Source organism: Agrobacterium sp. CGMCC 11546, assembly GCF_013365515.1.
Classification (GTDB): domain Bacteria; phylum Pseudomonadota; class Alphaproteobacteria; order Rhizobiales; family Rhizobiaceae; genus Agrobacterium; species Agrobacterium fabrum.
In genome coordinates, this window is sequence record NZ_CP047387.1 from 3,010,044 (window position 1) to 3,036,316 (window position 26,273).

A 26,273-nucleotide genomic window follows, 5' to 3' on the forward strand; every position below is an offset into this window, starting at 1 on the left:
TCTCTTAGCCCAAAGCCACGCGCGCGTGAAGAGCGGTTGTCGCAAGGCTTGAGGCTAGTTTGGGAAATGCGGTTGACGGGCGTCAAATTCCTTCGACGATCATCATCTCCGCATCAGCGATTTCCTGCCGGATTTTGGCGGCCGCCTGGTATTCGGGGGAATTGTAGCAATCGATGGCGTGCTGCACCGAGGGAAATTCGATGATCACGTTCCGCGCGCGCGCTTTGCCTTCCAGCTCGGTCAGAGCACCGCCACGGGCCAGAAAATTGGCACCGAACCGCTCAAAAGCGGGCTTTGCCGTGGTGACATAGTCCTTGTAGCGCTCGCTGTCGCGCACATCGACGCGGGCGATCCAATATCCCTTGGGCATGTCGTCTCCTCCAGTTATCGTTACTGATTGGCCGGAAAGCTGGCGCGCAGCATATCGTCCAGAATGGCGCGGGCCGCCGCTTTCGGGTCCTCTGCCCTGACGATGGGGCGGGCGACAACCAGATGGCTCGAACCGGCCTTGATGGCGTCATAGGGCGTCATCACACGCTTCTGATCGCCGAGATCCGCGCCGGCAGGGCGAATGCCGGGGGTGACCACTGCAAGATCAGGACCGAGGATTTCACGCACGGCAGTGGATTCTTCCGCTGAACAGACAATGCCGCCCATGCCCGCCTCGCGTGCCTGTTCCGCCCGGCGCAGCACCAGCGAACGGGCGTCGGAGGCATAACCGGCTTCGGTGAGATCGCTGTCATCCATGGAGGTCAGCACGGTGACGCCCAGCAGGCAGAGGCCGGAGCCTTCCGCCGCCTTGACGGCAGCACGCATGGCTTTGGGATAGGCATGCAGCGTCAGCATCGACATGCCCATGCGGGCAATGTTTTCGACGCCCGAGGCGACGGTATTGTCGATATCGAGCAGCTTCATGTCGAGAAAGACCTTCTTGCCGCTCTGGACAAGATCACGCGCGAATTCAAGACCCCCGGCGAATACAAGCTGATAACCGATCTTGTAGAACAGGACCTCGTCGCCGATTTTCGACACGATGTCTTCTGCCTGCTGCACAGTCGGAACATCCAGCCCGACGATGAGTTTTTCGCGCGCGGTCATTGTCTTATCCCTGCCATGTTTCCATTGCCGTCCAGTCGCATGTGGGGGAGGCCGCTGCAAGTGAAAATTCGGCGATGGAAAAACGGAAAAGATTGCCACCGCCAGCAGGCTGGTCCTTGCTGCGGCTGATGCCGTGGCCTTCAATATGGCATTTCAACAGTGTGCCCACGCCGCCATGGCCGACAAAGGCGATCGGCTGCCGTGGGTCGTGTCGGTCGAGAACGGCGTTGACGGCCTCGACGATCCGCGCCTGCGCGTCGATTGCCCGCTCCCAGCCTTGAAAACTCTCCTCAGGATGGGCGAAGAACCAGTCCGCCGCCTTCTCGAATTCCAGCGGCGGCAGGAAACCGGTGGCGCACCGGTCGTTTTCATGCATCGCCTCGATGATCTCTATCGCTGCACCGGAGGTTTCCGCGAGCATATGGGCGGTTTCGATCGCCTTGGTTTCGGCGCTGGAAACGATGCGCCGCAATGCCTTCGCCCAGGGAAGGCGGCTCGCCTCACGCGCCCGTTCAGCACCCCTTTCCGAAAGCCCCCATTCGGGAACGGGAACAGCCGGGTCGATCTTGACCTGGGGGTGGGTGATGTAGAGCGCATGCATGGCAATCGGTCCTCAAAGGCAATGGAAAGGGCAAATCAACACCCTAACCATTCGTCACGACCGGGAAATGACGGCCTCGTCCGTTCTGGCGGGACGATCAGGCCCGCGTATAGGTCCACAATTGCGCCGGCGGAATATTGCGCACGATGAAATCGAAATGGCGGATATGGTAGAGATGCGGCTGCGCGACGATCGGGGAAATCGGACCGTAGGATATCTGCACTACCGGGCGGCCATGCGGCACGCGCTTCAGCAATTCGTCGAGAAGCTTGATGCGGGCAGCCATCGGGAAATTCAGCATCGGCACGGCGGAGATAACGCTGTCGAACATCTGACCCTTGTGCTCGCCAAGCGTCGCATCGAGATCGAAGGCGTCACCATTGACGAAATTGACGCCTGGATAGCTCCGGAGCAGCTGATTGTAGAAATCAGTCGAATATTCGATGGCCGTCAGACTCTCCGGCTTGATGCCGCGTGCCAGAATGGCCTTGGTGATGACCCCGGTGCCGGGACCGAGTTCCAGAACCGGCAGGCCGGAATGGGGATTGATGACGCTTGCCATCTTTTTCGCCGTGATCGACGATGTCGGGACAATGGCGCCGACTTTTTTCGGCTGGCTGACCATACCTTTGAAAAAGCGGATTTCTTCCTCAAATTTTTGTTCAAGCCGTTGCTTCAGGTTGAGTGCCATGATTCCCCTCGGATGTATTGGTCATTGTCAAAAAATTGTTACGTACTGTTGATCCCATTTGGCGCAAAAACAAGGCAAAATGTCGTAACTGAGAAAATTCAGTTACGGGTCGAACCACCTGTTCGCCGAATCAAAAAACGCCGATGAAGCGATCCACCGGCGTTTCTGGAAAAATTGAAGAAAACGGTCGGTTTTAAACGCGCATCGGCATCAGAACATAGAGTGCGTCGTCACCGGCGGTATCGCGAACCAGTGTTGGCGAACCCGCATCCGCCAGCAGAAAAATCGCATCTTCGCCGGAGAGCTGCGATGTGATGTCGAGGAGATATTTGGCATTGAAGCCGATTTCCATCGAATCATTATCGTAGCCAACGGCCACTTCTTCGGTAGCACTTCCCGAGTCGGGATTGTTGACGGTCAGCGTCAACTGGCCGTCAGTTAGCGCCAGCTTCACGGCGCGGCCGCGCTCGGAAGAAATCGTCGAAACACGGTCCACTGCCCGGGCGAAGGTCTGGCAATCGACGCGCATTTCCTTGTCGTTGCCGGTTGGGATTACGCGCTGATAATCGGGAAAGGTGCCGTCGATCAGCTTCGAGGTCAGAACGACGGAACCGATGGCCAGGCGGATCTTCGCATCCGAGACTTCGACTGTGACTTCCAGTTCCGGATTGTCCATCAGCTTCTGCAGTTCACCGACGGTCTTGCGCGGAATGATGATGCCCGGCATGCCTTCGGAGCCGGAGGGCGCATCGACGTCAGCACGCGCAAGGCGGTGACCGTCGGTGGCGACGGCGCGCAGTTTCAGCTCGCCATTGCTTTCGATGGTGTGGAAGAAAATGCCGTTCAGGTAATAACGCGTCTCTTCGGTCGAAATCGCAAACTGCGTCCGGTCGATCAGCATCTTCAGATCGGCCGCCTTCAGTTTGAAGGTGTGGCTGAAGGTGCCGGCGGTGAGGTCAGGGAAATCCGCTTCGGGCAGGCATTGCAGCGAAAATTTCGAGCGGCCGGACGCAACGGTCATGGATGAGCCGTCCGGGTTTGTCGCCAGAAGCACTTCGGAACCATCCGGCAGCTTGCGCACGATTTCGTAAAGCAGGTGTGCCGGCACGGTTGTCGCGCCCGCCTGCTCTACCATGGCCGGGGTCGCTTCGGTGATTTCCAGATCGAGGTCGGTCGCCTTCATGTCCAGATTGGCGCCGGAGGCGCGCAGCAGAACGTTGGACAGGATCGGGATCGTGTTGCGACGCTCGACGACCCGGTGGACGTGGTTCAGCGATTTCAGAAGGTTCGACCGCTCAAGAGTAATACGCATGGACGCTACCGCTTTCAACCGTTGCGAACCGGCCACCGCCGGATCGGCAAGAAGAGTCTTCACCGGCAAAAGCCGGACAATGTGGACGGGCAAAATGGCAGAGTTATTGGAGAAAATGCAAGAGCGGAGTTCATCTGCCTCGGCTCATTTTGCTGCTATACAACATGATCCACAGGTTGCGACAGCCGATGGAGCTTGTTCGCCGGTTTTCTATTGCCCATAAAGGGAAAAACCGGAGCGACCGGCCGGCAAGGTTCGGCCAGAATGATTGGAAGCCGTGTGACGCAGGAAATATCGAGCAGCGATGCCAGACAGGCAGCGAAGGAATTCAGGATCGGCACGGCCACCATTCCGGCCCGGCCGCTGGAGCCGGCGCTTTACCTCGTCGCCACCCCCATCGGCAATCTCGGCGATATCACCATCCGCGCGCTGGAAACGCTGGCCTCGGCCGATGTTCTCGCCTGCGAGGATACCCGCGTCACCCGCATCCTGCTTGAACGTTATGGCATCCGCACGCGCCCGCTCGCCTATCACGAACACAACGCAAACGAAGCGGGGCCGAAGCTCATCGCCGCGTTGGAGGCCGGAAAATCTGTGGCGCTGGTATCGGATGCCGGAACGCCGCTGGTTTCCGACCCGGGTTATCGCCTCGGCCAGCTGGCACTCGAAGCCGGACACCGCGTTGTGCCGGTGCCGGGCGCCTCTGCGCCGCTCGCCGCCCTTGTCGGGTCCGGCATGCCGAGCGATGCCTTCCTCTTTGCGGGTTTCCTGCCAGTCAAGGATCGCGGCAAGCGCGACCGTTTTGCAGGGCTTGCGAAAATCCCCGCAACCCTGATCTTCTTTGAATCGCCACGCCGTATCGGCGCGTCTCTCAAGGTGGCGTCGGAAGTGCTTGGCCGCGACCGCCGCGCCGTGGTCTGCCGTGAGTTGACCAAGACTTTCGAAGAGTTCCGGCGCGGTACACTCGGCGAGCTTGCGGATTATTACGATGGCGACCGTGTGGTGAAGGGGGAGATCGTGCTGCTGGTGGAGCCGCCCTCCTATGATGAAATTCCTGATATCGAGGATGTCGAGAAGCTCCTGAAGGATCTCGTCGCCACCATGTCCGCCGCCAAGGCTGCTGGCGAAGCGGCGAAGCTGACGGGCCTGCCGCGCAAGGAGCTTTATCAAAGGCTGCTGGATATGAAGGACACGGATGGCCGTTGACGGGCAGAGCAATAAAAGGCGGAAAGCCGAGCGACGCGGCCATGCCGCCGAATATTGGGCCGCACTTTATCTGTTGCTAAAGGGATATCGCATCCTCGCCATTCGGTATCGAACCCGGCTCGGGGAAATCGATCTCATCGCCCGAAAAAAGGATATCATCGCCATCATCGAGGTCAAGGCGCGCGCTTCCGGTGGCAGCGCGGTGGATGCCGTCGGTTTTCATTCGCAGCAGCGCATTCGGGCGGCTGCCGATCTCTGGCTCTCCCGCCGCAGGGATGCCGGCCGTTTTTCGCTGCGCTTCGATATTGTCGCCGTTCTGCCACGACGCCTGCCGCAGCACTTTATCGACGCATTTTAAGGGGGAGGGGGAAGGCAATGTCCACTGAGCGGGAAAAGATGGCCGCGGGCGAATGGTACAGCTGCATGGATGCCGAACTGGATATGCTGCGCTGGCATTCACGCCGGGCGGTTCACCAGCACAATACCATGCCGCCGGATGAGCGCGGCACCATCGGGCCGCTGCTGCGCGCACTGTTTGCCTCCGTGGGCGAAGGTGCATTCATCGAGGCGCCTTTTCATTGCGCCTACGGTTTCAACATTACGCTCGGTAGGAATGCCTATCTCAATGCCGGCTGCACCATTCTCGATTCTGCGAAGGTCGTGATAGGCGACGGCGCGATGCTCGGCCCCGCCGTGCAGATCTATTGTGCGGAACACCATCTTGATCCGGTTCCGCGCGCGCAGGGGATTGAGATTGCAAAGCCTGTCACGATCGGCCGTGATGTCTGGATCGGCGGCGGAGCGATCATTCTGGCCGGTATCACCATCGGTGACGGTGCAATTGTCGGTGCCGGCTCGGTGGTGACGCGCAATGTGCCGGCGCGTGCAACGGTCGTGGGAAATCCCGCCCGACCCATAAATCGTATAGCCGGCTGAGATTGTCGGCACGTGGTGTAATAAATCTGACACGGAACTGTCAAAGAGGCGTCATCGAACCGCTCTATTCGCATCCTCACCCCAATAAATGGTGGAGAGGAATTAGTAATGTTGAAGAAGATTTCCATGGCCGCAGTGGCGGTCAGCATTTCGGCAACATCTTCCATGGCTGCGACCAACATCACCTGGTGGCACGGCATGGGTGGACGCAACGGCGAAGTCATCAACGAAGTTTCCCAGAAGTTTAACGAAGCCCAGAAGGAATGCGCTCTGACGCCGGTTTCCAAGGGCTCGTACGAAGAAGCGCTGGCCAGCGGCATCGCTGCTTTCCGTTCGGGCGAACAGCCGAACATCCTCCAGGTTTTTGATGCCGGCGCCGCCACCATCATCAACGCCAAGGGCGCGGTCATTCCTGCAGAAGACCTCATCAACAAGGCCGGTTACAAGTTCGATCGTGACGCCTTCATCAACGGCGTGCGTTATTTCTACGCTGCCGCTGATGGCAAGTTCGTCGGCATGCCGTTCAACTCCTCCGCTCCGATCATGTATATCAACGACGAAGCCCTGAAAAAGGCCGGCGTCGAGGCACCGAAGACCTGGGAAGAGTTCGAAAAGGTTGCGCCGAAGCTGAAGGAAGCCGGCTACATCCCGCTCGTCCAGTCGCAGCTGACCTGGCAGTTCACGGAGAATTTCTTCTCCCGCAACAACATCCAGTTCGCCACCAATAATAACGGTTACGACAGTGTCACCGACACCAAGCTCAAGGTCACCGACCCGAACCTCGTCATGATGTTCGAAAAGCTCAAGGACTGGAAGGACAAGGGCCTGTTTGCCTATTACGGCGCCGGCTGGAACGACAACCAGAAGCCTTTCGAAGAAGGCAAGGTCGCGCTCTGGATCGGTTCTTCGGGCTCCTTCGGTGGCCTGCAGAAGACGGCGACCATGCCGTTCTCGGCAACCTTCCTTCCCTATTGGGGCTCCATCAAGGGTGCCGGCACCAACTCCTTCATCGGCGGCGCTGCTCTCTTTGCAATGTCTGGCAAGTCTGAAGCCGAAAATAAGTGCGTGGCCGACTTCTTCCAGTTCCTGACCTCGCCGGAAATCCAGGTCTTCTACCATAAGGCAACCGGTTACGTCGCCATCACCAAGGCCGCTTACGAAAAGGCCAAGACTGAAGGCTACTACAAGGAAAAGCCGGTCGCAGAAGTTGGTATTCAGCAGCTGTCGCTGCCGGGTGGCGAGTGGTCCAAGGGTTACCGCCTCGGTTTCTACCCGCAAATCCGCGCCGTCATGGAACGTGAATATAACCGCATCTTCTCGGGCGAAGTGACGCCGAAGGCTGCTTTCGAGATCATCGAGAAGGAAGGCAACGACCTTCTGGCCCGTTTTGCCAAAACGGCCGGCTGATCGATCTTTTCGAAATCAATGATCATTGTCGAGCCTCCCTTTCGATGGAAGGGAGGCTCGCTTCTGGATAAGGAGGCGCAAGCATGGCCTATACATCGTCTCAACCACGCCGGTTTTTGTCCGGCTGGTCCGCAAAGGCTGGAAAACCCGCCAAGCCCGCTGAAGCCGGCATGAAGCGCGTGCAGTTCTCCTCGTCCTACGTGCCCTATCTGTTTCTTGCACCGCAGCTCGCGGTGATCTTCATCTTCTTCTACTGGCCGTCCGTTCAGGCCGTGCAATCATCGTTTTATATCGAAGATCCTTTCGGTTTCGCCGCATCCTTCGTGGGTTTCGCCAATTATTCGGACGCGATATTCAATCCGGAATATCTCAGCATCGCCAAATTCACGGTTGTCTTCACCGTGCTGGTGACCTTCTTTTCGCTGGCGCTCGGCCTGTTGCTTGCCGTCAAGGCCGACGCGGTCATTCGCGGCAGCTCGACATACAAGACGTTGCTGATTTCCGTCTATGCCATCGCACCACCGGTCGCGGGTCTTATCGGCATGATGCTTTTCGACCAGCATATCGGGCCTTTCGTCAAATTGGCCGCAGTCTTCGGCTGGGACATGAAGGTCGGTCTCAACTACTTCGATACCGCCACAGCCATGATCGTCGTCGCGGTCTGGAAGCAGATCCCGTACAATTTCATCTTTTTCCTGTCCGGGCTTCAGGGCGTGTCGGTTTCCGTGCGCGAAGCCGCGGCCATCGATTGCCGCTCCGGTTTCCGACGGTTCTGGACCGTCATTATGCCGCTTCTTGCGCCCACGGCTTTCTTCCTGCTCATCATCAATATCACCTACGCGCTGTTCGATACCTTCGGTGTCATCGACGTGATGGTGAAGGATAAGGCGGCGGATAATCCTATCACGCTGGTTTACAAGGTGTTTCTCGATGGTTTCCGCGGCAATGACATTGGTGGTTCCTCGGCCCAATCAGTCATTCTGATGCTGGTCGTCTTCGTTCTCACCGTCATCCAGTTCCGCTTCATCGAAAAGCGCGTCCACTACAATTGAGGGAGAAGACCATGTACAAGACGAGACCTCTCGATCATCTGGTATTGATCCTCGGCGCACTGTTTCTGATATTGCCTGTCGTCGTGGCCTTCATGACATCCACCCACACGGCGGCGGAAATCCACCGTAGCGGTCTGACGATAGTCCCGGGCGATAATTTCGTGGAGACCTACGAAAAGGTCCTGACGCAGAAGGGTGGCTTCACCGGGCAGGTCACCGGTCTCAACATGGTGATCAACTCGCTGGTCCTCGGCATCGGTTTTGCCGTCGGCAAGATCGTCCTGTCGATGACGGCGGCCTATGCGATCGTCTATTTCCGCTTCCGGTTTGCGACGCTTGCCTTCTGGATCATTTTCACAACGCTGCTTCTGCCGCTCGAAGTGCGCATCATGCCTTCCTATGAGGTGATGAGCAAACTCGGCCTCCTGAATTCCTATACCGGCCTCATCGTGCCGCTTCTCGCCTCGGCCACCGGCACCTTTTATTTCCGGCAATTCTTCAAGTCCGTTCCGGAGGAGTTGCTGGAAGCCGCGCGCATCGATGGCGCGGGTCCTGTGAAATTCTTCATCGATATATTAATCCCCCTGTCCCGCACGATGATGTCGGCGATCTTCATCATCATGTTCGTGTATGGCTGGAACCAGTACCTCTGGCCCATGCTGATGACGACGGACGAGAGGTTCTTCACGCTGATGCGTGGCATCAAGTCGATCCTGCAGGTCTGGGTCGGTTCGCAAATTCCCGATTACAACGAAGCTTTCGCGCTCGCCGTCCTGGCCATGCTGCCGCCGGTGCTGATCGTCGTCATTTTCCAGCGCTGGTTCATCAAGGGCCTGACCGAAAGCGATAAATAAGGAGACCGAAATGGCCGCGATAGAAATTAGTCAGGTCTGCAAGGATTATCATGGCGGCGTGCGCGCCGTGCATCACGTCGATATCGACATCCGGGATGGCGAGTTCATCGTTCTCGTCGGCCCCTCCGGCTGCGGCAAGTCCACGCTACTGCGTATGGTTGCCGGCCTCGAGGATATTTCCGAGGGTACGGTGAAGATCGGTGACCGGGTCGTCAACCAGACAGATCCGGCCGATCGTGATATCGCCATGGTATTCCAGAACTACGCGCTTTACCCGCATATGTCGGTGCGCGAGAACCTGGAATATGGGCTGAAGAACCGCAAGACAGCGAAGACGGAAATCGATGCGCGTGTGGCCGAAGCCGCCCGCATGCTGCAGCTCGAACCCTATCTGGAGCGCAAGCCGCGCGCACTTTCCGGCGGTCAGCGGCAGCGTGTCGCCATGGGGCGCGCCATCGTGCGCAAGCCTGCCGCCTTCCTGTTCGATGAGCCCCTGTCCAACCTCGATGCCAAGCTGCGTGTTTCCATGCGCGGTGAAATCAAGCGTCTGCAGAAGCGTCTCGGCACCACCTCCATCTATGTCACTCACGACCAGCTGGAGGCCATGACGCTGGCGGATCGCCTGGTCGTGCTGAATGGCGGTCGCATCGAACAGATCGGCGCGCCGCTCGATGTCTATCACACCCCCGCCTCGACCTTCGTTGCGAGCTTCATCGGCTCTCCCGCCATGAACCTGCTGAATGCCGAACTGCACGGTGATAGTCTCGCCATCGGTCCGTCGCTGTTTGCGCTCAATGGTTTCGCACCCACCTCCGGGCCGGTGACGGTGGGCATGCGGGCAGAGGATTTCCGCCTCGCTACGGCAGGCGAGCAGGGTTTTGCATTCAGGGTTGATTACATCGAGGAACTGGGTTCCCAGCGCCTCATCCACGGCATGATCGGCGACCAGAACCCGACAATCGCTTTCCCGCCGGACGTCGATGTTCCCGCAGCACTTTCGATCACGATCGCGTCGGAAAAGCTGCATTTCTTCTCCAGTGAAACCGGCAAGCGCATTGCCGGCAAGGCGGAGCAGCTCGGTGTGCAGTCCGCTCAGATGGCGATGGCCTGAGCGCAGCGCAGAAATCGGCGCGATGACTAAAATTGCGCCGATTGTCAAAACCGCTTTGTTACGATCCCGATGATAGAAGACCTCCAATATTTCACGGGGGTTTTCTCATATGTCGTTCAAAATGATGTTCGCGGCGGCCGCAACCATGGCAATCCGAACGGTGCCGATATTGCCGGCCTATCTGCGCAGACAAAAAGACGAAGCGGTCGTCAGCGCTTCCTGCACCGATCTGCGGCTTCAGCCGGCCCCCATCAATCCGGAATGGATCATCTCCGGCAACCCTCAAGCCCGCGCGGCGGATCACTCCAGAAGTGGCGACCGTGCCTCCAGCACGGCCATGTGGGATTGCACTGCCGGCGAATTCCGCTGGTTTTTCGGCTGGGATGAAACCGTCTACATTCTGGAAGGCGAAGTGCATGTGACGGCCGAAGACGGTTCGGTCAGCATCCTCAGGGTGGGGGACGTCGCCTATTTCCGGGCTGGAACCTGGGCCACCTGGCGGGTGGACGACTATGTCCGCAAGGTCGCCTTCATGCGCCGCCCGTTTCCCACGGCACTGGCTTTGGCCTATCGCGTCAAGAACAAGCTGTTTGCCGGCCGCTCCTATAAGCTGGCGGCGTGAACCCTGTCTTCACCCCCGGCCGGCGGGCCTGTGCTGCTCCGCCGGCGCAATTGTGAAGGTTCAATAAAACTCACACGAACCATCGCTTGCAGCAGTTGCGTTTGAATGGTCGCTGCCCTACATCTTCAGGGTTTTCTGAAGCATTTCCGGGGTCTCTTCCGGTCCTGCCGGGAAGCTTGAAAAGCGAGCAAGGGGCAGGGCGGACCGGCGAAGCGTCCGCATACTGCAAGAGGAAGATGTGCATGGCGAAGATCAAGAACGTCGCGATCCAGATGGATCATGTCTCCGGCATCAATATTGCCGGCGACTCCACCTTCGCCATCAGCCTTGAGGCGCAGGCGCGCGGATACCGGTTGTTCCATTATACGCCCGAGCGGCTTTCCATGCGCGATGGCAAGATTTACGCCACAGTCGAGCAAATGGAACTGCGCGACATCAAGGGCGATCATTTTTCCCTGTCGGAGCCGGAGCGGGTCGATCTTTCGACCATGGATGTCATTCATTTGCGCCAGGACCCGCCCTTCGACATGGCCTACATCACCTCGACCCATCTCCTAGAGCGGATTCATCCCAAGACGCTTGTTGTCAATGACCCCGCCTGGGTGCGTAACTCGCCGGAGAAGATTTTCGTCACCGAATTCGCCGACCTGATGCCGAAGACGCTGATCACCAAGGACGTTTCCGAGATCGCCCGCTTCCGCAATGAGATGGGCGATATCATCCTCAAGCCGCTCTACGGTAATGGCGGCGCGGGGGTCTTCCATTCGGCGCGTGATGACCGCAATTTCTCCTCCCTGCTGGAGATGTTCGGCCAGATGTTCCGTGAGCCCTATATCGCCCAGGAATACCTGCCTGACGTCCGCAAGGGCGACAAGCGCATCCTGCTGGTGGATGGCGAGCCGGTGGGTGCGATCAACCGCGTGCCGGCGGAAAACGATGCCCGCTCCAACATGCACGCCGGCGGCCGGCCTGAGCCGACGGAACTGACGGCGCGGGAACAGGAAATCTGCCGCCGCATCGGTCCTGCCCTGCGCGAGCGCGGTTTCCTCTTCGTCGGTATCGATGTGATCGGTGATTATATGACGGAAATCAACGTCACCTCACCGACAGGCATTCGCGAAGTGCGCAAATTCGGCGGCGCCGATGTGGCGAGCCTGCTGTGGGATGCGATCGAGAAAAAACGCGACGCCCAGGATTTCTGAAGCGATTTCAATCGCTCCCGGTTTGTTCCGTGCGTACAACTCGATACAACTAAAATACATCGCCTGCGAGAAATTGTTCTCTAGGTGTTCTTGTTTTATTCTTTGCGCTGTGGCACGTTGCTTGCGAGTGGCCGCCATGGAACATGAAGTTCCGATGATGCGGCCGGTTTGCGGGGGGCAGGCCATGGTGGCACGGGTCAATACGGTTGCATTTCAGGGCATAGAGGGCGTGCCCGTCGAGGTGCAGGTTATGGTCGCACCCGGCAAGATCGGCATCCAGATTGTCGGCCTGCCGGACAAGGCGGTGGCTGAAAGCCGCGAGCGGGTGCAGGCCGCCCTGCACGCCTCGGGTCTGGCCTTGCCGGCAAAAAAAGTCACCGTCAATCTGGCGCCTGCCGATTTGCCGAAGGAAGGATCGCATTTCGATCTTCCCATCGCTCTCGGTCTCATGGCTGCTCTGGGGGCCATACCGGCGGAAGCGCTCAGCCAATATGTGGTTCTCGGTGAACTCAATCTCGATGGCACGATTGGCACGGTTTCTGGTGCGCTTCCGGCGGCCATTGGTGCCAATGCGCTCGGCAAGGGCTTGATCTGCCCGGCTGAAAGCGGGCCGGAAGCGGCCTGGGCCGGCGCCGGCATCGATATTCTCGCCCCGCGCAGCCTCATTGCCCTCGCCAATCATTTTCGCGGCACCCAGCTTCTGTCGCGCCCCACACCCGCCATCCGCGCCAATCCGGTCAATCTGCCGGATTTGGCCGATATCAAGGGACAGGAAAGCGCCCGGCGCGCTATGGAGGTCGCGGCCGCCGGCGGCCATAATCTGCTGATGGTCGGGCCGCCCGGTTCTGGCAAGTCGATGCTCGCCGCTCGGCTGCCTTCCATCTTGCCGCCACTAGAGGTGGCGGAACTGCTGGAAGTGTCGATGGTGCATTCCATTGCCGGCCAATTATCGGGCGGCAAGCTCTCGGACCGCAGACCGTTCCGCACGCCGCACCATTCCGCCACCATGGCGGCGCTGATCGGCGGCGGGTTACGCGCCCGACCGGGTGAGGCATCGCTTGCGCATCACGGCGTCCTGTTTCTGGATGAATTCCCGGAATTTTCGCCGCAGGTGCTGGATGCGTTGCGCCAGCCGCTGGAAACCGGCGAATGCATCATCGCAAGGGCCAATCATCGCGTCAGTTATCCCGCCGAAATTCAACTCGTGGCTGCTATGAACCCCTGCCGCTGCGGCATGGCGGGAGAGCCGGGCTTCACCTGTGCCAGAGGTCCGCGTTGTGTAACCGATTATCAGTCCCGCATTTCAGGTCCGCTGCTGGATCGCATCGATATTCGCATCGACGTTCCCGCCGTTTCCGCGACCGATCTCATCCGACCCGTCGTATCCGAGCCGAGTGCGGTGGTTGCCGCCCGGGTCGCACGGGCCCGCCTTGCCCAGCAGGAACGTTATGCGGCGGCGGGGTTTCCTGCCATCCGCACCAATGCCCGCTGTACAACGACGCTGATCGAAAAATATGCCGAACCGGATGCATCCGGGCTGCAATTGCTGCGCGACGCTGCCGAGCGGCTGAAGTTTTCCGCGCGAGGTTATCATCGCATTCTCAAGGTAGCCCGCACACTTGCCGATCTGGACGGTAAGCAGACGGTTGGCCGCATCCATGTGGCGGAAGCCGTGTCCTACCGCATCGCGGGGGAAAGGCTGACGGTCGCGGCTTAGAAAGTTGATCTTCGGGCCTTAACCGCGAAAACGATGTGCCGCCAGCGGGGCGGGCGGCACATCGGGATATCAATTGAGCGGTGCATAAGCACCGTGCGCGAGAACCTGACTTAAAGCCCAAGGCCTTCGAAAAGCGCGGTCGAAAGATAACGTTCTGCGAAAGAAGGAATGATGACGACGATGTTCTTGCCGGCATTTTCCTCACGCGCGCCAACCTTGATGGCCGCGGCCAGCGCCGCACCCGAGGAGATGCCGACCGGCACGCCTTCGAGCCGTGCCGCCAGACGCGCAATTTCAAATGCCTCGTCATTGGTCACGGTGACGATTTCATCATAGACGCCGGTGTCGAGAATGGCGGGTGCAAAGCCGGCGCCGATGCCCTGAATCTTGTGCGGGCCGGGATTGCCGCCGGAAAGAACCGGGCTGTCGGCGGGCTCGACCGCAATCACCTTCACTTCGGGCTTGCGGGATTTCAGAACCTGGCCCGTGCCGGTGATCGTGCCACCGGTGCCGATCCCGGAAACGAGGATATCAACCGTGCCATCGGTGTCGTTCCAGATTTCTTCCGCCGTTGTCCGGCGGTGAATATCCGGATTGGCGGGGTTTTCAAATTGCTGCGGAATGACGGCGTCGGGCAGGGTCTCTGCCAGTTCCTGAGCCTTGGCGATAGCACCCTTCATGCCCTTCGGGCCTTCGGTCAGCACCAGTTCGGCACCCAGCAGCGCCAGCATCTTTCTGCGTTCAACCGACATGGTTTCCGGCATGGTGAGGATCAGCTTGTAACCCTTGGCGGCGGCGGCGAAGGCGAGCGCGATGCCGGTATTACCTGAAGTCGGCTCCACCAGCGTCGTCTTGCCGGGAGTGATCTTCCCCTGTGCTTCCAGCGCTTCGATCATGGCAACGCCGATACGGTCCTTCACGGAACCGATGGGGTTGAAGAACTCCAGCTTGGCGAGCAGGTTTGCCTTCACGCCCTTTTCCTTCGCCAGCTTGTCGAGCCTCACGATCGGCGTGTCGCCGATTGTTTCCGTGATTGAGGAATAGACGCGTCCGCGTCCGGGCTTTCTGGCTTCGGGCATGATGTTCTCCTGTATGAAGACCGCAAGTTTGAGCGGCAGAATAGGAGCAATAGCCCTCTCAGGCTAGCGAACGTTCGTCCTAATATCGCGAAATGACCGGAATAATTTTACGGCAAATGGGGCAGGCGTATGAATTTATTTCAGGTGCTGCGGATTGCGATCATCGTCGCCGTTCCGGCCAGAATGCCCGCCGCCGTGCGGTTGAGGATCGTCAAGGCGCTCGGCCGTTTCAAGAGGTTGCGTGCCTTGGCCGCAAGCAGGATGTACGGCAGGAGAACGGCCATCAGCACGACGAAGGTCAGCGCCAGCAGTGTCGCATATTCCGACGGGCCGATCATGCGGATGTCGATCAGCGTCGGCACCAGCGCCACATAAAACAGCATCGTTTTTGGATTACCGAGCGTGATCAGCAAGCCGGACAGAAACGACATAGGTATGCTGGTGCTTTTTTTCGCCTTCAGGTCCTGCGGCAAGAGGCCGGCAGTCCAGAGCTTCCAGGCGATATAGAGAAGATAAGCCGCACCAGCGAATTTCAGGACCATGAAGGCCTCCTGAAAGGTCTGTGCCACGAAGGCGAGGCCGAGTATCACGCCGGTCAGGTAGATCATATCGCCCAGCACCAGCCCGAGGCCCATGAAGAAGGTTTCCCGGAAGCCCGAACCCAGCGCCCGCGCCACGATCGCCGTCATGCCGGGGCCGGGAATGGCAGCGGCGATGAAGAGGGCAGTGGCATAGGCTAGAAGGGTCGTCAGCGTCATGATCGTTTTTCCCGGAAAATCCGCTCGATCAATACCGAAATTGCCGGGTAAAAACAATCGATCATGCTGCTTGTCGGCTACACCCCGGTCGAACCGAAACCGCCGGCACCGCGCGCCGTCTCGGAGGTTTCCGTCACTTCGCTCACGGCAACCTGCGTCACCGGCGCGATCACCATCTGCGCAATGCGCATGCCGCGCTCGATGGTGAAATCATCCTGCCCCAGATTGGCGAGGATGACCTTCACTTCGCCGCGATAATCGCTGTCCACCGTGCCGGGGGAGTTGAGGCAGGTGATGCCGTTCTTGATGGCAAGACCGGAGCGCGGACGGATTTGCGCCTCATAGCCTTGCGGAACTTCGAAGATGAAACCTGTCGGCACCAGAGCCCGTTCGCCCGGCTGCAAATTCAGCGGTTCATCGGCCGGCACTGCGGCGCGCAGGTCCATGCCGGCGGCGCCACGGGTTTCATAGGATGGCAATTCGAGGTCTGCGCCATTGGCGAGACGCACGAGCCGGAGGAGGGGTCGATTGTCGTTTTGAACGGTCATGCGGCATTAGTTTGCCGAGATCGCGGCGAGGTCAATTGCAAATGCGGGCCTGAAACGCTAGATAGCCCGCAATTCACAGGATTTGTCAGATGGCCGAAACACTTGCCGAGGCGGTCTCCCGCCGCCGCACCTTTGCTATTATCGCGCACCCGGACGCGGGTAAGACCACGCTTACCGAAAAACTGCTGCTGTTCGGTGGAGCGATCCAGCTTGCCGGTGAGGTGAAGGCGAAGAAGGACCGCATCCAGACCCGTTCGGACTGGATGAAGATCGAGCGCGAGCGCGGCATTTCGGTCGTCACCTCGGTCATGACCTTCGAATATAACGACCGCGTCTTCAACATTCTCGATACGCCCGGCCACGAAGACTTCGCTGACGATACTTACCGCACGCTGACGGCGGTGGATGCTGCGATCATGGTCATCGACGCCGCCAAGGGTATCGAGCCGCGCACGCTGAAGCTCTTCGAAGTCTGCCGCATGCGCGATATTCCGATCATCACCTTCATCAACAAGATGGACCGCGAAAGCCGCGATCCCTTCGAGATTCTGGATGAGGTCGAGGAGAAGCTGGCGCTCGATACCGCGCCGATCACCTGGCCGGTCGGCCGGGCGAAAAGCTTCTGTGGCGCTTACAATCTTGCCGAAAACACCTTTCGTGGCAACGACACGCAGGTGGACGGCCTTTCGGTCAACGGCCCGCAGGCGGTCGCCGACCGTCTGCCGGAAAACGAACGCAAGGTCTTTGTCGAAGAGACGGAACTGGCGCTGGAAGCCTGCCGTCCTTTCGACCGTCAGGCGTTTCTCGAAGGTCATATGACGCCGGTGTTCTTCGGTTCGGCACTGCGCAATTTCGGTGTGCGCGACCTCATCAATGCTCTCGGCGATTTCGCCCCGCCGCCGCGCGATCAGGTAGCGGATACCCGCGTCGTGCATGCGGCAGAAGACAAGATGACGGCTTTCGTCTTCAAAATTCAGGCCAATATGGACCCCAACCACCGTGACCGCATTGCCTTTGCCCGCATCTGCTCCGGCAAGCTGGAGCGCGGCATGAAGGCGCGGCTGTCGCGTACCGGCAAGCTGATGGGGCTCACCGCGCCGCAGTTCTTCTTCGCGTCGCAGCGCCAACTGGCCGATACCGCCTTTGCGGGCGATGTGGTCGGCATTCCCAACCATGGCACGCTGCGTATCGGTGACACGCTGACCGAGGGCGAAAACCTTGTCTTCCAGGGTGTGCCGAACTTCTCGCCGGAAATCCTGCGCCGCGTGCGGCTGGAGGACGCCATGAAGGCGAAGAAGCTGAAGGAAGCGCTGCAGCAGATGGCGGAGGAGGGCGTCGTACAGCTCTTTTCGCCGGAAGACGGCTCGCCGGCCATCGTCGGCGTCGTCGGCGCACTGCAGCTCGACGTGTTGAAGGAACGGCTGATGGGCGAATACGGCCTGCCGGTTTCGTTCGAAATGTCGCGCTTTTCGGTCTGCCGCTGGATTTCGTCGGATCAGCCGGCGGAGATGGACAAGTTCCTCAACGTCAAGCGTGGTGATATCGCCCGCGATCTCGATGGCGACCCTGTTTTTCTGGCGCAGGATGCCTTCTCGCTGCGGTATGAATCCGAGCGGTTTCCGGCAATCAAGATGGTCGCCATCAAGGAATATCACGTCGCCAAGGCGGCGTGATATCAGCCGGATTGCACTTTGAATGCCAAGGGCTTAGTTTCCCCGTAAACGGGAAACTGGTCCGGCATCATGACGCTTTCAGGCAAACATATTCTCCTCATCATCTCCGGCGGCATCGCGGCCTATAAGAGCCTCGATCTCATCCGCCGCCTGAAAGAGCGCGGCGCCAGGGTCACGCCGGTCATGACGAAGGGCGCACAGGAATTCGTCACGCCGCTTGCTGTCGGCGCGCTTTCAGCCACCCATGTCTTCACCGAGCTTTTTTCCAGGCAGGACGAGCAGGATGTCGGCCATATCAGGCTGGCGCGCGATTGCGATCTCGTGCTGGTGGCACCCGCCACAGCCGATCTGATGGCGAAGATGGCGAATGGCCTCGCCGACGATCTCGCTTCCACGATCCTTCTCGCCACGGATCGCAAGGTGCTGGTTGCGCCGGCCATGAATCCGAAAATGTGGTCGGCAAAGCCAACGACGCGCAATGTCGAAACGCTGAAGAAGGATGGCGTGTTTTTCATCGGGCCCATGGCCGGCGAGATGGCGGAGACGGGCGAGGCTGGCCTTGGCCGCATGGCGGAGCCTTTGCAGATCGTCGAAGCCGTCTTATCGCTGCTGGATGGCAGCTCGAAGCCGCTCAAAGGCAAAACGGCGATCGTCACTTCCGGGCCTACGCATGAGCCGATCGATCCGGTGCGGTATATTGCCAACCGCTCTTCCGGCAAGCAGGGTCATGCCATCGCAGCGGCTCTCGCGGCACTGGGCGCGGAGGTCACGCTGGTTTCCGGCCCCGTCACCATCGCCGATCCCGCCGGGGTGACAACGATCCATGTCGAGCGCGCAGAAGAGATGCGCGATGCGGTGATCTCTAGGCTTCCTGCGGATATCGCCGTCATGGTCGCCGCGGTTGCCGACTGGCGGGTGACAGGTTCCTCGGAACAAAAGATCAAGAAGCAGCCGGGCGATGCGCCGCCGGCGCTGCAGCTGACGGAGAATCCGGATATTCTCAAGACCGTCGGCCACCATGAAAAGCGCCCCAGGGTGGTGGTGGGTTTCGCCGCCGAAACGCAGGATGTGGAGAAAAACGGCCGCGCCAAGCTGGAGCGTAAGGGTGCGGATTATATCATCGCCAACGATGTATCGGCAGAAACCGGCATCATGGGCGGAGACCGCAACAGCGTGAAGATCATTTCGGCCGATGGTGTCGAGGCCTGGCCGGATCTCGACAAGGCGGAAGTCGCAAAACGTCTGGCAGCCCTTATCGCGGAGAAACTCGCATGACCCTCTTTGATCGCAAGACATTCGACAGGGTGCTTGGCGAATGGCCGGGCGTGCGTTTCGTCGATCAATGGGATTCACATGTGGCCAAGGTGGGCGACAAGGTTTTTGCGGTGCTGGGCGAACGGGAAGACTGGCGGCTGGTGGTGAAATGCTCGGAAGAGAGTTTTGAAATCCTCACCTCGCTTGAGGGCATCGCTCAGGCACCCTATTTCGCCAAACGCAAATGGATATCGATTGGCGATCATTCCCCGCTCGAACAGGAAGAACTGGAGCACTATGTGCGCCGCTCCTATGAGCTTGTCGCAGCCGGCCTGACAAAAAAACTGCGGGGCGAACTGGGAATCGCGATCGATACCTCGCCCCGCCTATAATTTGCCGTCAGCTTACCTTCTTGTCCTTGCCGATGATCTGGCGGACGCCTTCTTTGGTGAAGGGCTGCAACAGTTGCGGCACAAACCCCTTGGCGATCTCACCCTTGATGCCGATATCGGTGGAAGAGGGCCGATCGGGGTTATGGTAGGACCCGAAGAGGATATCGAAGATGACGAGGTTCTCGCCGTAATTGGTATTGCCTTCCGGAAGCTGCTTCGAATGGTGCCAGCGGTGCAGGCGCGGGGTGCTGAAGATATAGTCGAGCAGCCCCGTTTTCATATCGACGTTGCAATGGGTCAAGATACCGATGAACGCGGTCACCGCACCCAGCCACCAGAAGACCTGAAGCGGCGCACCCATGAAATAGAGCGGAATCTGGCTGAGCGTGATCTTGAACAGGGAATCGGCGACATGGAACCGACCGGTATTTACGACCCAGAGCCGCACGACGCTGTGATGCAGCGCATGGAAGCGCCAGAAGAACACGGTTTCATGCGCGATGCGATGGGCCCAGTAGAGACCGAATTCGGCAATCGTCACCGCAAGCGCGACCTGAACGATGACAGGCAGATGAGACGGCCACAGGTCGAAACGCATGGCCGCAAGCGGCTGCAGCACATTGGCGGCCAGCATCGGGAAGATTGCCGCTGCGGCGGCAGCGAGCTGCACGAGCCCCTTCGTCAAAAGCGTGTGACCGATGCTGGTCATGGTCTCGCCGTCACCCTCAAGCCATTCGACTTCATAGGGAATATAGCGCTCGAGAAGAAACAGGCTCAGAACCGCGCCGGCGTAAACAGCCAGAAACGCAGCGATCGGATGGCTGCCCGCGAAAGCGAAATAGGATCCCACGAGGCCGCCGCCAAATACGAGTGGCCACGAAGAATAGGAAAGGGCCTGTTTTATTACCTGCGCTTTTGCCATGAATTTCAATTCCCGTCCGGCAATCATCTACCATTCAACCAGCGATGCAACTCTCCGCAGGATCGCGGTTGCCCGTCGCTGACGCGCCCGTCCCTGCATGGATCGGTGCGAAGTGGCCGCATCGGCCGATAATAGTCCCATTCCCTTCGATCATACCTGTCGCTGCGTCGCAATTCCCGTCTCACCTCGTCGCAACTGCGTGGTATTCCATCGTTTATGCTACCGTCCGTACAGGGATCGTAGACCCTGTGTTGCGCCATCGCTTCCGGCACTGCGACCGGTTGAAGACTGAAGAATAGCGAACCAACCAGAAGTGTTAACAATCGCATCGGCCACCTGTTTCGTTGAGAAGATCAGGTCACTATTCTTCGTATATTGCATGAGCATGGCATGCGGTCGTCACGTCTGCTTAATAGGCGGTTTTTTTGATAACTGAGGCGCCTGGCGGTCACGCCGGGCACCTTCACGTTCTTAGCTGATTCGGATGGCAATATAGAGAAGCGTCAGCGCAATCACCCAGAGCGCAATCCGCCCCCATTTGGTATGGCGCGCTTCCGCTTTGCCGATGGCTTCCGCCGTCTGCGCGTCAAAACGCAGGCCGTTTTCGCTCATATACATCAGTTCGGAATGCAGCTTCTCGGTCTTGGCGGCGATCTCGGGCACTGCTTCGGCGAGCTTGAGTGCCGCCTTCACGCCGTCCTTCAGATCGGTGGCGATGCGTTTGGGACCGAGATTGTCACGGATCCAGCCGCCGACGACCGGATCGGCCGCCTTCCACATATTGAAGCGCGGATTGAGCATGCGCGACACGCCTTCCACCACCACCATGGTCTTTTGCAGCATCACCAGTTCCGGCCGCGTTTCCATGTCGAAAAGCTCGGTCACTTCGAACAGCAGGGTCAGGAGCTTGCCCATCGAGATCGTCTCGGCCGGCTGGCCGTGGATTGGTTCGCCAATGGCGCGGATCGCCTGGGCGAAGCTGGCCTTGTCGTGATGGCCCGGCACGTAACCGGCCTCGAAATGCACTTCCGCCACCCGCATGTAGTCACGCGTGATGAAGCCATAGAGGATTTCGGCAAGGAAGCGGCGTTCCTTTTTGCCGAGCCGACCGGCAATGCCCATATCCACGGCGACGATCTCGCCCTTCGCATCGACGAAGAGGTTGCCGGGATGCATGTCGGCATGGAAAAAACCGTCGCGCAGCGTATGCCGCAGGAAGGACTGGATCAGCGTATCGGCCAGCTTGTTCAGGTCGTGGCCGGCTGCCTTCAGTCCCTCGATATCCGACATCTTGACGCCGTCGATCCATTCCATGGTGACGACGTCGCGGCCGGTGCGTTCCCAATCCACTTCTGGAACACGGAAGCCGGGATCTTGTCTGGTATTTTCCGCAAGCTCGGAAAGTGCGGCGGCCTCGAGCCGTAGATCCATCTCGATCTTGGTCGTCTGCTCCAGCGTGCGTGTCACTTCCACCGGCCGCAGGCGACGGGCGGAGCGAACGAAACGCTGCTGCAGGTCGGCAATCAGATACATCGCCTCGAGATCGTTCTGGAAACGCTGACGCACGCCGGGTCGAATGACCTTGACGGCCATCTTGCGCGGTCCCTTTGGCGTATCCACCATGGCCGGGTGCACCTGGGCGATGGAGGCGGCGGCGATCGGGTCGCCGAATTCTCTATAAAGCTCCGAAATTGACCGTCCGAGCGAACCTTCGATATTGGCCTTCGCCGCAGCGGCCGGGAAAAAAGCCATGCGGTCCTGAAGGCTCGCAAGATCGTCGGCGAAATCGGCACCCACCACATCCGGCCGGGTGGCCAGAAACTGGCCCATCTTCACATAGGAAGGCCCAAGCCGCTCGACCGCCACGGCTAGCCGGTCGCTGCGCTGCGCCCGTTTTGCCTTGCTGCGGGCGAAAGGTTTCAGCGCCGCTTTCAACAATTGTGCCGGGGCAGGCAGGTCATCGGACGGCAAAGCCAGCACGACGCCTTCGCGCACGAGAACCCAGCCAACCCTTGCGAGGCGGAAATATGCGCCCAAAGTACTCATGCTTATGCTTGTCTCCTGCGTCTGCCGGGCATGGTCTTAAAGCTTCCAGCCGGAATGCAGGGCGGCGATGCCGCCGGTATAATTGGTATAGGTGACGCGGGAAAAGCCGGCAGTACGGATCATCGTTGCAAAATCCTCCTGATTGGGGAATTTGCGGATCGACTCGACCAGATATTGATAGGGCTCGGCATCGCCGGTGATCATCTTGCCGAATTGCGGAATGGCGTTGAACGACCAGGCATCATAGACGCGGTCGAGCAGCGGCATGTCGACTTCGGAAAATTCCAGCACCAGCAGCCGTCCGCCGCGTTTCAGCACGCGGTAGGCCTCCTTCAGCGCCACATCGATGCGCGGCACATTGCGAATGCCGAAGGCGACCGTATAGGCGTCGAATGTATTCGCCTCGAAGGGCAGCTCCTCGGCATTGGCCTCGACGAAGGTCAGATTGTCGGAAAGCTTCTTTTTCGCAGCGCGTTCCTCGCCCACAGCCAGCATCGAGCCGTTGATATCGAGAACGGTGGCATGCGCCAGACGGTTGGAGGCTTCGATGATACGGAAGGCGACATCGCCAGTGCCGCCCGCCACGTCCAGAATCTTGTAGGAAGGATCCTTGCGCGGCGAAAGCGCGGAGACCATGGCGTCCTTCCACAGCCGGTGCAGGCCGGCCGACATCACGTCATTCATAATGTCGTAGCGCTTGGCCACCTTATGGAAGACTTCATTGACCAGCCCCTGCTTCTTGCCTTCATCCACCTTGTGAAAGCCATAGGACGTTTCCATGCCACCTTCTGCGGTCGTACGGGCGTCGGTCATCATCTGTCTCCATATTTATTGCGTGGCGGACCATAGCGGAAACGCCATGGCAACGCTATCTGTTGCCGCATCGCCTGGGCGCGACATTTCGCGTGCACTGTATAGACCACATGGTCCTAACGATAAACTGCCGGATAAGCCAGATGCCAGAATTGCCAGAAGTCGAAACCGTCAGACGAGGCCTCGCACCCGCCATGGAAGGCGCAAGGGTCCGCAAGCTCCATCTTGGCCGCCCGGATCTGCGGTTTCCGTTTCCAGCGGATTTCGCGGGGCTGATCGAAGGAAAAACGATCATCTCGCTTGGGCGCAGGGCGAAATATCTTCTCATCGAGCTGGAGGACGGGCTGACGATCGTGTCCCATCTCGGCATGTCCGGCTCGTTCCGCATCGAGGCGGAAAAGGGAGAGGGCGGCGAAGCGCCCGGCGCCTTTCATTATGCCCGCTCGAAAGACGGCAAGCATGACCATGTCGTCTTTCATCTGGATAAAGGAGAGGAGCGCGTCTGCGTCATCTATAATGATCCGCGCCGCTTCGGCTTCATGCATCTGGTGGAGCGCAACAAGCTCGACCTCTATCCCGCCTTTGCCGAGCTTGGGCCCGAACCGACCGGCAATGCGCTGAGCGCGGATTATCTGGCGAGCCGGTTCGAGGGCAAAAGCCAGCCACTGAAAAGCACACTGCTGGATCAGAAGATCATTGCCGGGCTGGGCAATATCTATGTCTGCGAGGCGCTTTGGCGCGCCCATCTTTCTCCCTTGCGGGCGGCGGGAACGCTGGTGACGACAGGTGGCAAACCGAAAGCGCAGCTCATCGATCTGACGGAGAAAATCCGTGACGTGATCGCCGATGCGATTGCCGCCGGCGGCTCCTCCCTGCGAGACCATATACAGACGGATGGAACGCTCGGTTATTTCCAGCATTCCTTTTCAGTCTACGATCAGGAAGGCCAGCCTTGCCGGACACCCGGCTGCGGGGGTACGGTTGAAAGGGTGGTGCAGGCCGGTCGTTCGACATTCTATTGCGCCGCCTGCCAGAAATAGCGGTGTTGCAAGTTACGGAGAAGGGGAGATTGCCGTGGACTATGAAATGATACTGGTCGAGAAGCGCGATGAGGTGGGCGTCATCACGCTCAACCGCCCCAAGGCGCTCAACGCCCTCAATTCGGTGCTTCTGAAAGAGCTGCGGCACATTCTGTCTTCTTTCTCAGCCGATGATTCCATCGGCGCCATCATCATCACCGGCTCGGAAAAGGCATTTGCGGCCGGCGCCGACATCAAGGAAATGCAGGGGCTGGATTTCGTCGATGCCTATGTGGGCGATTTCCTGGGTGGCTGGGATGAGGTCGCGGCCACACGCAAGGCTGTTATTGCCGCTGTTTCCGGTTTTGCGCTCGGCGGCGGCTGCGAGCTGGCGATGATGTGCGATTTCATTATCGCTTCGGACACGGCGAAGTTCGGCCAGCCGGAAATCACCCTCGGCGTCATTCCCGGCATGGGCGGATCGCAGCGGCTGACGCGGGCGGTGGGCAAGGCGAAGGCCATGGACCTCGTTCTGACCGGCCGCATGATGGATGCGGCGGAAGCCGAGCGCGCCGGCCTCGTATCGCGTATCGTGCCGGCTGCAGATCTCATGGAGGTGGCGGTGGAAGCTGCGACCCGCATTGCCTCGCTGTCGCGTGCTTCCGTGCTCATGGCCAAGGAAAGCGTCAACCGGTCCTTCGAGGTGCCGCTCGCCGAGGGGCTGAGATATGAACGGCGTGCCTTCCAGTCGCTCTTTGCGACGGAGGATCAGAAGGAGGGCATGGCGGCCTTCGTTGAAAAGCGCAAACCCGCTTTCCTGAATCGCTAAGGATTCGGAATATCGGCGCTTTTAAGCGTTTTGCGCGTTGACGGGGGTGCGCTTTAGCGGTATATGCCCGCCCACGGTTAAGGAAAGCCATCAGGCTTGTCCGAAATTACTCCCGCATTCTTGGGTTACGTGAGGTCGTCGAACGACCCGATCCTCTGGTTGCGGAATTTGGTTTGAATTCGAAGAGAGGCATACATGGCCAATACAACTTCGGCGAAAAAGGCGACCCGCAAGATCGCTCGCCGTACCGCAGTCAACAAGGCTCGCCGTTCGCGCGTTCGCGGCTTCATCCGCAAGGTCGAGGAAGCAATCGCTACCGGCGATCTGGCAGTCGCCACCGAAGCTCTGAAGGCAGCTCAGCCTGAGATCCAGCGCGCAGCAACGCGCGGCGTTCTGCACGGCAACACCGCATCCCGCAAGGTGTCGCGTCTTGCCCAGCGCGTTAAGGCTCTTTCCGCCTAATCCGGCTAATCACAATTAACTATTCAAAAAGCCTGGTCTTTTGACCGGGCTTTTTGTGATTCTAACTGCCCATTAACCATTGCTGCCGTAACGTGACAAATGCATGTCAGATGGACGACAGGAAAAGCATAATAAAAACAATTATTTACTGGAGGTCTCCCTGAAGGTGGGAAGCTTTCTCTACGGAAGTCGCGGCTAGTTTTGAGTCAAGCAGATTTTTATTTTTTTGGTAAAATCGGCTCTCAAAAATTGCCAAAATTGAATCTCATTGATTCATAAGCGATTCTGCTTCGTACCTCGTCGGTGATGCAAAACGGCCTTTGTGAGTCAATGGCCGATCTGAGTTTTTGCAGAAAAAACGCCATTGATCTCTCCCCACGATCCTGCCTAAATGCATTCCAACAAGGGGTGCGGAGCTCAGTCCACAGATTATCTCGATGATCATATCGACGATATTCACCTTCTTGCTAGCGGATCTTTCGAGATCCGTTTTTTCAGGTCATGGAGCTTTTTGTGCCGTTTCGGTCTCGGAACGGGAAGGAGCTTTTTGTCCTCAAAAATGCGCCTTAAGGTTGTAACGAAAGGAGCGTTTTTAGCGTGTCGCAGGTCTCTCCATGAGGGGGAGTGAAATGGGATAACCGACTCGCAAACGAGTAGTCGCCTTTGTCG

At 58.9% G+C, this 26,273-nt stretch carries 26 protein-coding genes and 2 pseudogenes; 17 read left to right on the forward strand and 11 right to left on the reverse strand.

The features are described from left to right. Positions 1–82: 82 nt before the first annotated feature. The 5 genes from GSF67_RS14805 to dnaN form a co-directional block, all read right to left on the reverse strand. Positions 83–370, reverse strand: coding sequence for a DUF1330 domain-containing protein (locus GSF67_RS14805; protein ID WP_006310144.1), 288 nt, complete (start codon positions 368–370; stop codon positions 83–85). A gap of 20 nt (positions 371–390) precedes the next feature. After that, on the reverse strand, positions 391–1,098 hold the full coding sequence (gene pyrF, locus GSF67_RS14810; RefSeq protein WP_006310145.1) for an orotidine-5'-phosphate decarboxylase: 708 nt from the start codon (positions 1,096–1,098) through the stop codon (positions 391–393). Between the two features lie 4 nt (positions 1,099–1,102). Next, positions 1,103–1,699, reverse strand: coding sequence for a histidine phosphatase family protein (locus GSF67_RS14815; RefSeq protein ID WP_006310146.1), 597 nt, complete (start codon positions 1,697–1,699; stop codon positions 1,103–1,105). 97 nt (positions 1,700–1,796) lie between these two features. Beyond that, positions 1,797–2,390, reverse strand: coding sequence for a phospholipid N-methyltransferase PmtA (pmtA, locus tag GSF67_RS14820; RefSeq protein WP_006310147.1), 594 nt, complete (start codon positions 2,388–2,390; stop codon positions 1,797–1,799). A gap of 193 nt (positions 2,391–2,583) precedes the next feature. Next, the gene (gene dnaN / locus GSF67_RS14825) at positions 2,584–3,702 is read right to left on the reverse strand and encodes a DNA polymerase III subunit beta (RefSeq protein ID WP_010970806.1); all 1,119 of its coding nucleotides are present in this window, start codon (positions 3,700–3,702) and stop codon (positions 2,584–2,586) included. Positions 3,703–3,966: 264 nt separating this feature from the next. Between dnaN and rsmI the strand changes: the two genes are divergently transcribed. The 11 genes and pseudogenes from rsmI to GSF67_RS14875 all read left to right on the forward strand — a co-directional run bounded on the left by rsmI (position 3,967) and on the right by GSF67_RS14875 (position 13,809). Further along, on the forward strand, positions 3,967–4,908 hold the full coding sequence (gene rsmI / locus GSF67_RS14830) for a 16S rRNA (cytidine(1402)-2'-O)-methyltransferase (protein WP_006310149.1): 942 nt from the start codon (positions 3,967–3,969) through the stop codon (positions 4,906–4,908). After that, positions 4,898–5,266, forward strand: a complete 369-nt coding sequence (locus tag GSF67_RS14835) for a YraN family protein (RefSeq protein WP_006310150.1) — start codon at positions 4,898–4,900, stop codon at positions 5,264–5,266. The genes rsmI and GSF67_RS14835 overlap by 11 nt, the downstream gene beginning before the upstream one ends. A gap of 38 nt (positions 5,267–5,304) precedes the next feature. After that, positions 5,305–5,445: pseudogene (locus GSF67_RS26300) on the forward strand (maltose acetyltransferase domain-containing protein); the annotation flags it as partial. Positions 5,446–5,667: 222 nt separating this feature from the next. Further along, positions 5,668–5,820, forward strand: a pseudogene (locus GSF67_RS26305) (DapH/DapD/GlmU-related protein); the annotation flags it as partial. A gap of 132 nt (positions 5,821–5,952) precedes the next feature. Continuing rightward, positions 5,953–7,251 (forward strand): extracellular solute-binding protein, encoded by a 1,299-nt coding sequence (locus tag GSF67_RS14845; RefSeq protein ID WP_006310152.1) that lies wholly within the window; start codon positions 5,953–5,955, stop codon positions 7,249–7,251. An 83-nt stretch (positions 7,252–7,334) separates the two neighbouring features. After that, on the forward strand, positions 7,335–8,303 hold the full coding sequence (locus GSF67_RS14850; RefSeq protein WP_006310153.1) for an ABC transporter permease subunit: 969 nt from the start codon (positions 7,335–7,337) through the stop codon (positions 8,301–8,303). Between the two features lie 11 nt (positions 8,304–8,314). Beyond that, positions 8,315–9,157, forward strand: coding sequence for a sn-glycerol-3-phosphate ABC transporter permease UgpE (gene ugpE, locus GSF67_RS14855; RefSeq protein WP_006310154.1), 843 nt, complete (start codon positions 8,315–8,317; stop codon positions 9,155–9,157). A gap of 10 nt (positions 9,158–9,167) precedes the next feature. Continuing rightward, the gene (locus tag GSF67_RS14860; RefSeq protein WP_006310155.1) at positions 9,168–10,268 is read left to right on the forward strand and encodes a sn-glycerol-3-phosphate import ATP-binding protein UgpC; all 1,101 of its coding nucleotides are present in this window, start codon (positions 9,168–9,170) and stop codon (positions 10,266–10,268) included. A gap of 109 nt (positions 10,269–10,377) precedes the next feature. Beyond that, entirely contained in the window at positions 10,378–10,890 is a 513-nt protein-coding gene (locus GSF67_RS14865) for a cupin domain-containing protein (RefSeq protein WP_006310156.1), read from the forward strand. A 242-nt stretch (positions 10,891–11,132) separates the two neighbouring features. After that, on the forward strand, positions 11,133–12,092 hold the full coding sequence (gshB, locus tag GSF67_RS14870; protein ID WP_006310157.1) for a glutathione synthase: 960 nt from the start codon (positions 11,133–11,135) through the stop codon (positions 12,090–12,092). Positions 12,093–12,276: 184 nt separating this feature from the next. Continuing rightward, complete coding sequence (locus GSF67_RS14875; RefSeq protein ID WP_010970811.1) at positions 12,277–13,809, forward strand: YifB family Mg chelatase-like AAA ATPase; 1,533 nt, start codon at positions 12,277–12,279, stop codon at positions 13,807–13,809. A gap of 110 nt (positions 13,810–13,919) precedes the next feature. Here GSF67_RS14875 and cysK read toward each other — a convergent pair whose 3' ends face one another. The 3 genes from cysK to dut all read right to left on the reverse strand — a co-directional run bounded on the left by cysK (position 13,920) and on the right by dut (position 16,194). Further along, positions 13,920–14,888 (reverse strand): cysteine synthase A, encoded by a 969-nt coding sequence (gene cysK / locus GSF67_RS14880; RefSeq protein ID WP_006310159.1) that lies wholly within the window; start codon positions 14,886–14,888, stop codon positions 13,920–13,922. 140 nt (positions 14,889–15,028) lie between these two features. After that, positions 15,029–15,646 (reverse strand): LysE family translocator, encoded by a 618-nt coding sequence (locus tag GSF67_RS14885; protein ID WP_019564444.1) that lies wholly within the window; start codon positions 15,644–15,646, stop codon positions 15,029–15,031. Between the two features lie 77 nt (positions 15,647–15,723). Continuing rightward, positions 15,724–16,194 (reverse strand): dUTP diphosphatase, encoded by a 471-nt coding sequence (gene dut, locus GSF67_RS14890; protein ID WP_006310161.1) that lies wholly within the window; start codon positions 16,192–16,194, stop codon positions 15,724–15,726. A gap of 89 nt (positions 16,195–16,283) precedes the next feature. Here dut and GSF67_RS14895 point away from each other — a divergent pair, with 89 nt between their 5' ends. The 3 genes from GSF67_RS14895 to GSF67_RS14905 all read left to right on the forward strand — a co-directional run bounded on the left by GSF67_RS14895 (position 16,284) and on the right by GSF67_RS14905 (position 19,513). Continuing rightward, the gene (locus tag GSF67_RS14895) at positions 16,284–17,867 is read left to right on the forward strand and encodes a peptide chain release factor 3 (RefSeq protein ID WP_006310162.1); all 1,584 of its coding nucleotides are present in this window, start codon (positions 16,284–16,286) and stop codon (positions 17,865–17,867) included. A gap of 69 nt (positions 17,868–17,936) precedes the next feature. Continuing rightward, entirely contained in the window at positions 17,937–19,142 is a 1,206-nt protein-coding gene (gene coaBC / locus GSF67_RS14900) for a bifunctional phosphopantothenoylcysteine decarboxylase/phosphopantothenate--cysteine ligase CoaBC (protein WP_006310163.1), read from the forward strand. Next, positions 19,139–19,513 carry an MmcQ/YjbR family DNA-binding protein gene (locus GSF67_RS14905; protein ID WP_006310164.1) on the forward strand — a complete coding sequence of 125 codons (375 nt, stop codon included), beginning with the start codon at positions 19,139–19,141 and terminating at the stop codon, positions 19,511–19,513. Before coaBC ends, GSF67_RS14905 begins: the two co-directional genes overlap by 4 nt. A 7-nt stretch (positions 19,514–19,520) precedes the next feature. On the opposite strand, the gene GSF67_RS14910 is transcribed toward GSF67_RS14905, so the two are convergent. From GSF67_RS14910 to ubiE, 3 genes are all read right to left on the reverse strand, one after another. Further along, positions 19,521–20,435: a sterol desaturase family protein gene (locus GSF67_RS14910; protein ID WP_035214567.1), complete on the reverse strand. Its 915-nt coding sequence runs from the start codon at positions 20,433–20,435 to the stop codon at positions 19,521–19,523. A gap of 471 nt (positions 20,436–20,906) precedes the next feature. Next, entirely contained in the window at positions 20,907–22,481 is a 1,575-nt protein-coding gene (gene ubiB / locus GSF67_RS14915) for a 2-polyprenylphenol 6-hydroxylase (RefSeq protein ID WP_006310166.1), read from the reverse strand. Positions 22,482–22,517: 36 nt separating this feature from the next. Beyond that, on the reverse strand, positions 22,518–23,294 hold the full coding sequence (gene ubiE / locus GSF67_RS14920; protein ID WP_006310167.1) for a bifunctional demethylmenaquinone methyltransferase/2-methoxy-6-polyprenyl-1,4-benzoquinol methylase UbiE: 777 nt from the start codon (positions 23,292–23,294) through the stop codon (positions 22,518–22,520). Positions 23,295–23,437: 143 nt separating this feature from the next. Between ubiE and mutM the strand changes: the two genes are divergently transcribed. From mutM to rpsT, 3 genes are all read left to right on the forward strand, one after another. After that, positions 23,438–24,334 (forward strand): bifunctional DNA-formamidopyrimidine glycosylase/DNA-(apurinic or apyrimidinic site) lyase, encoded by an 897-nt coding sequence (gene mutM / locus GSF67_RS14925; RefSeq protein ID WP_006310168.1) that lies wholly within the window; start codon positions 23,438–23,440, stop codon positions 24,332–24,334. A gap of 46 nt (positions 24,335–24,380) precedes the next feature. After that, positions 24,381–25,142: an enoyl-CoA hydratase gene (locus GSF67_RS14930; RefSeq protein ID WP_083815614.1), complete on the forward strand. Its 762-nt coding sequence runs from the start codon at positions 24,381–24,383 to the stop codon at positions 25,140–25,142. A 195-nt stretch (positions 25,143–25,337) separates the two neighbouring features. Then, positions 25,338–25,604, forward strand: coding sequence for a 30S ribosomal protein S20 (rpsT, locus tag GSF67_RS14935; RefSeq protein WP_006310170.1), 267 nt, complete (start codon positions 25,338–25,340; stop codon positions 25,602–25,604). The last annotated feature ends 669 nt before the right edge of the window (positions 25,605–26,273 follow it).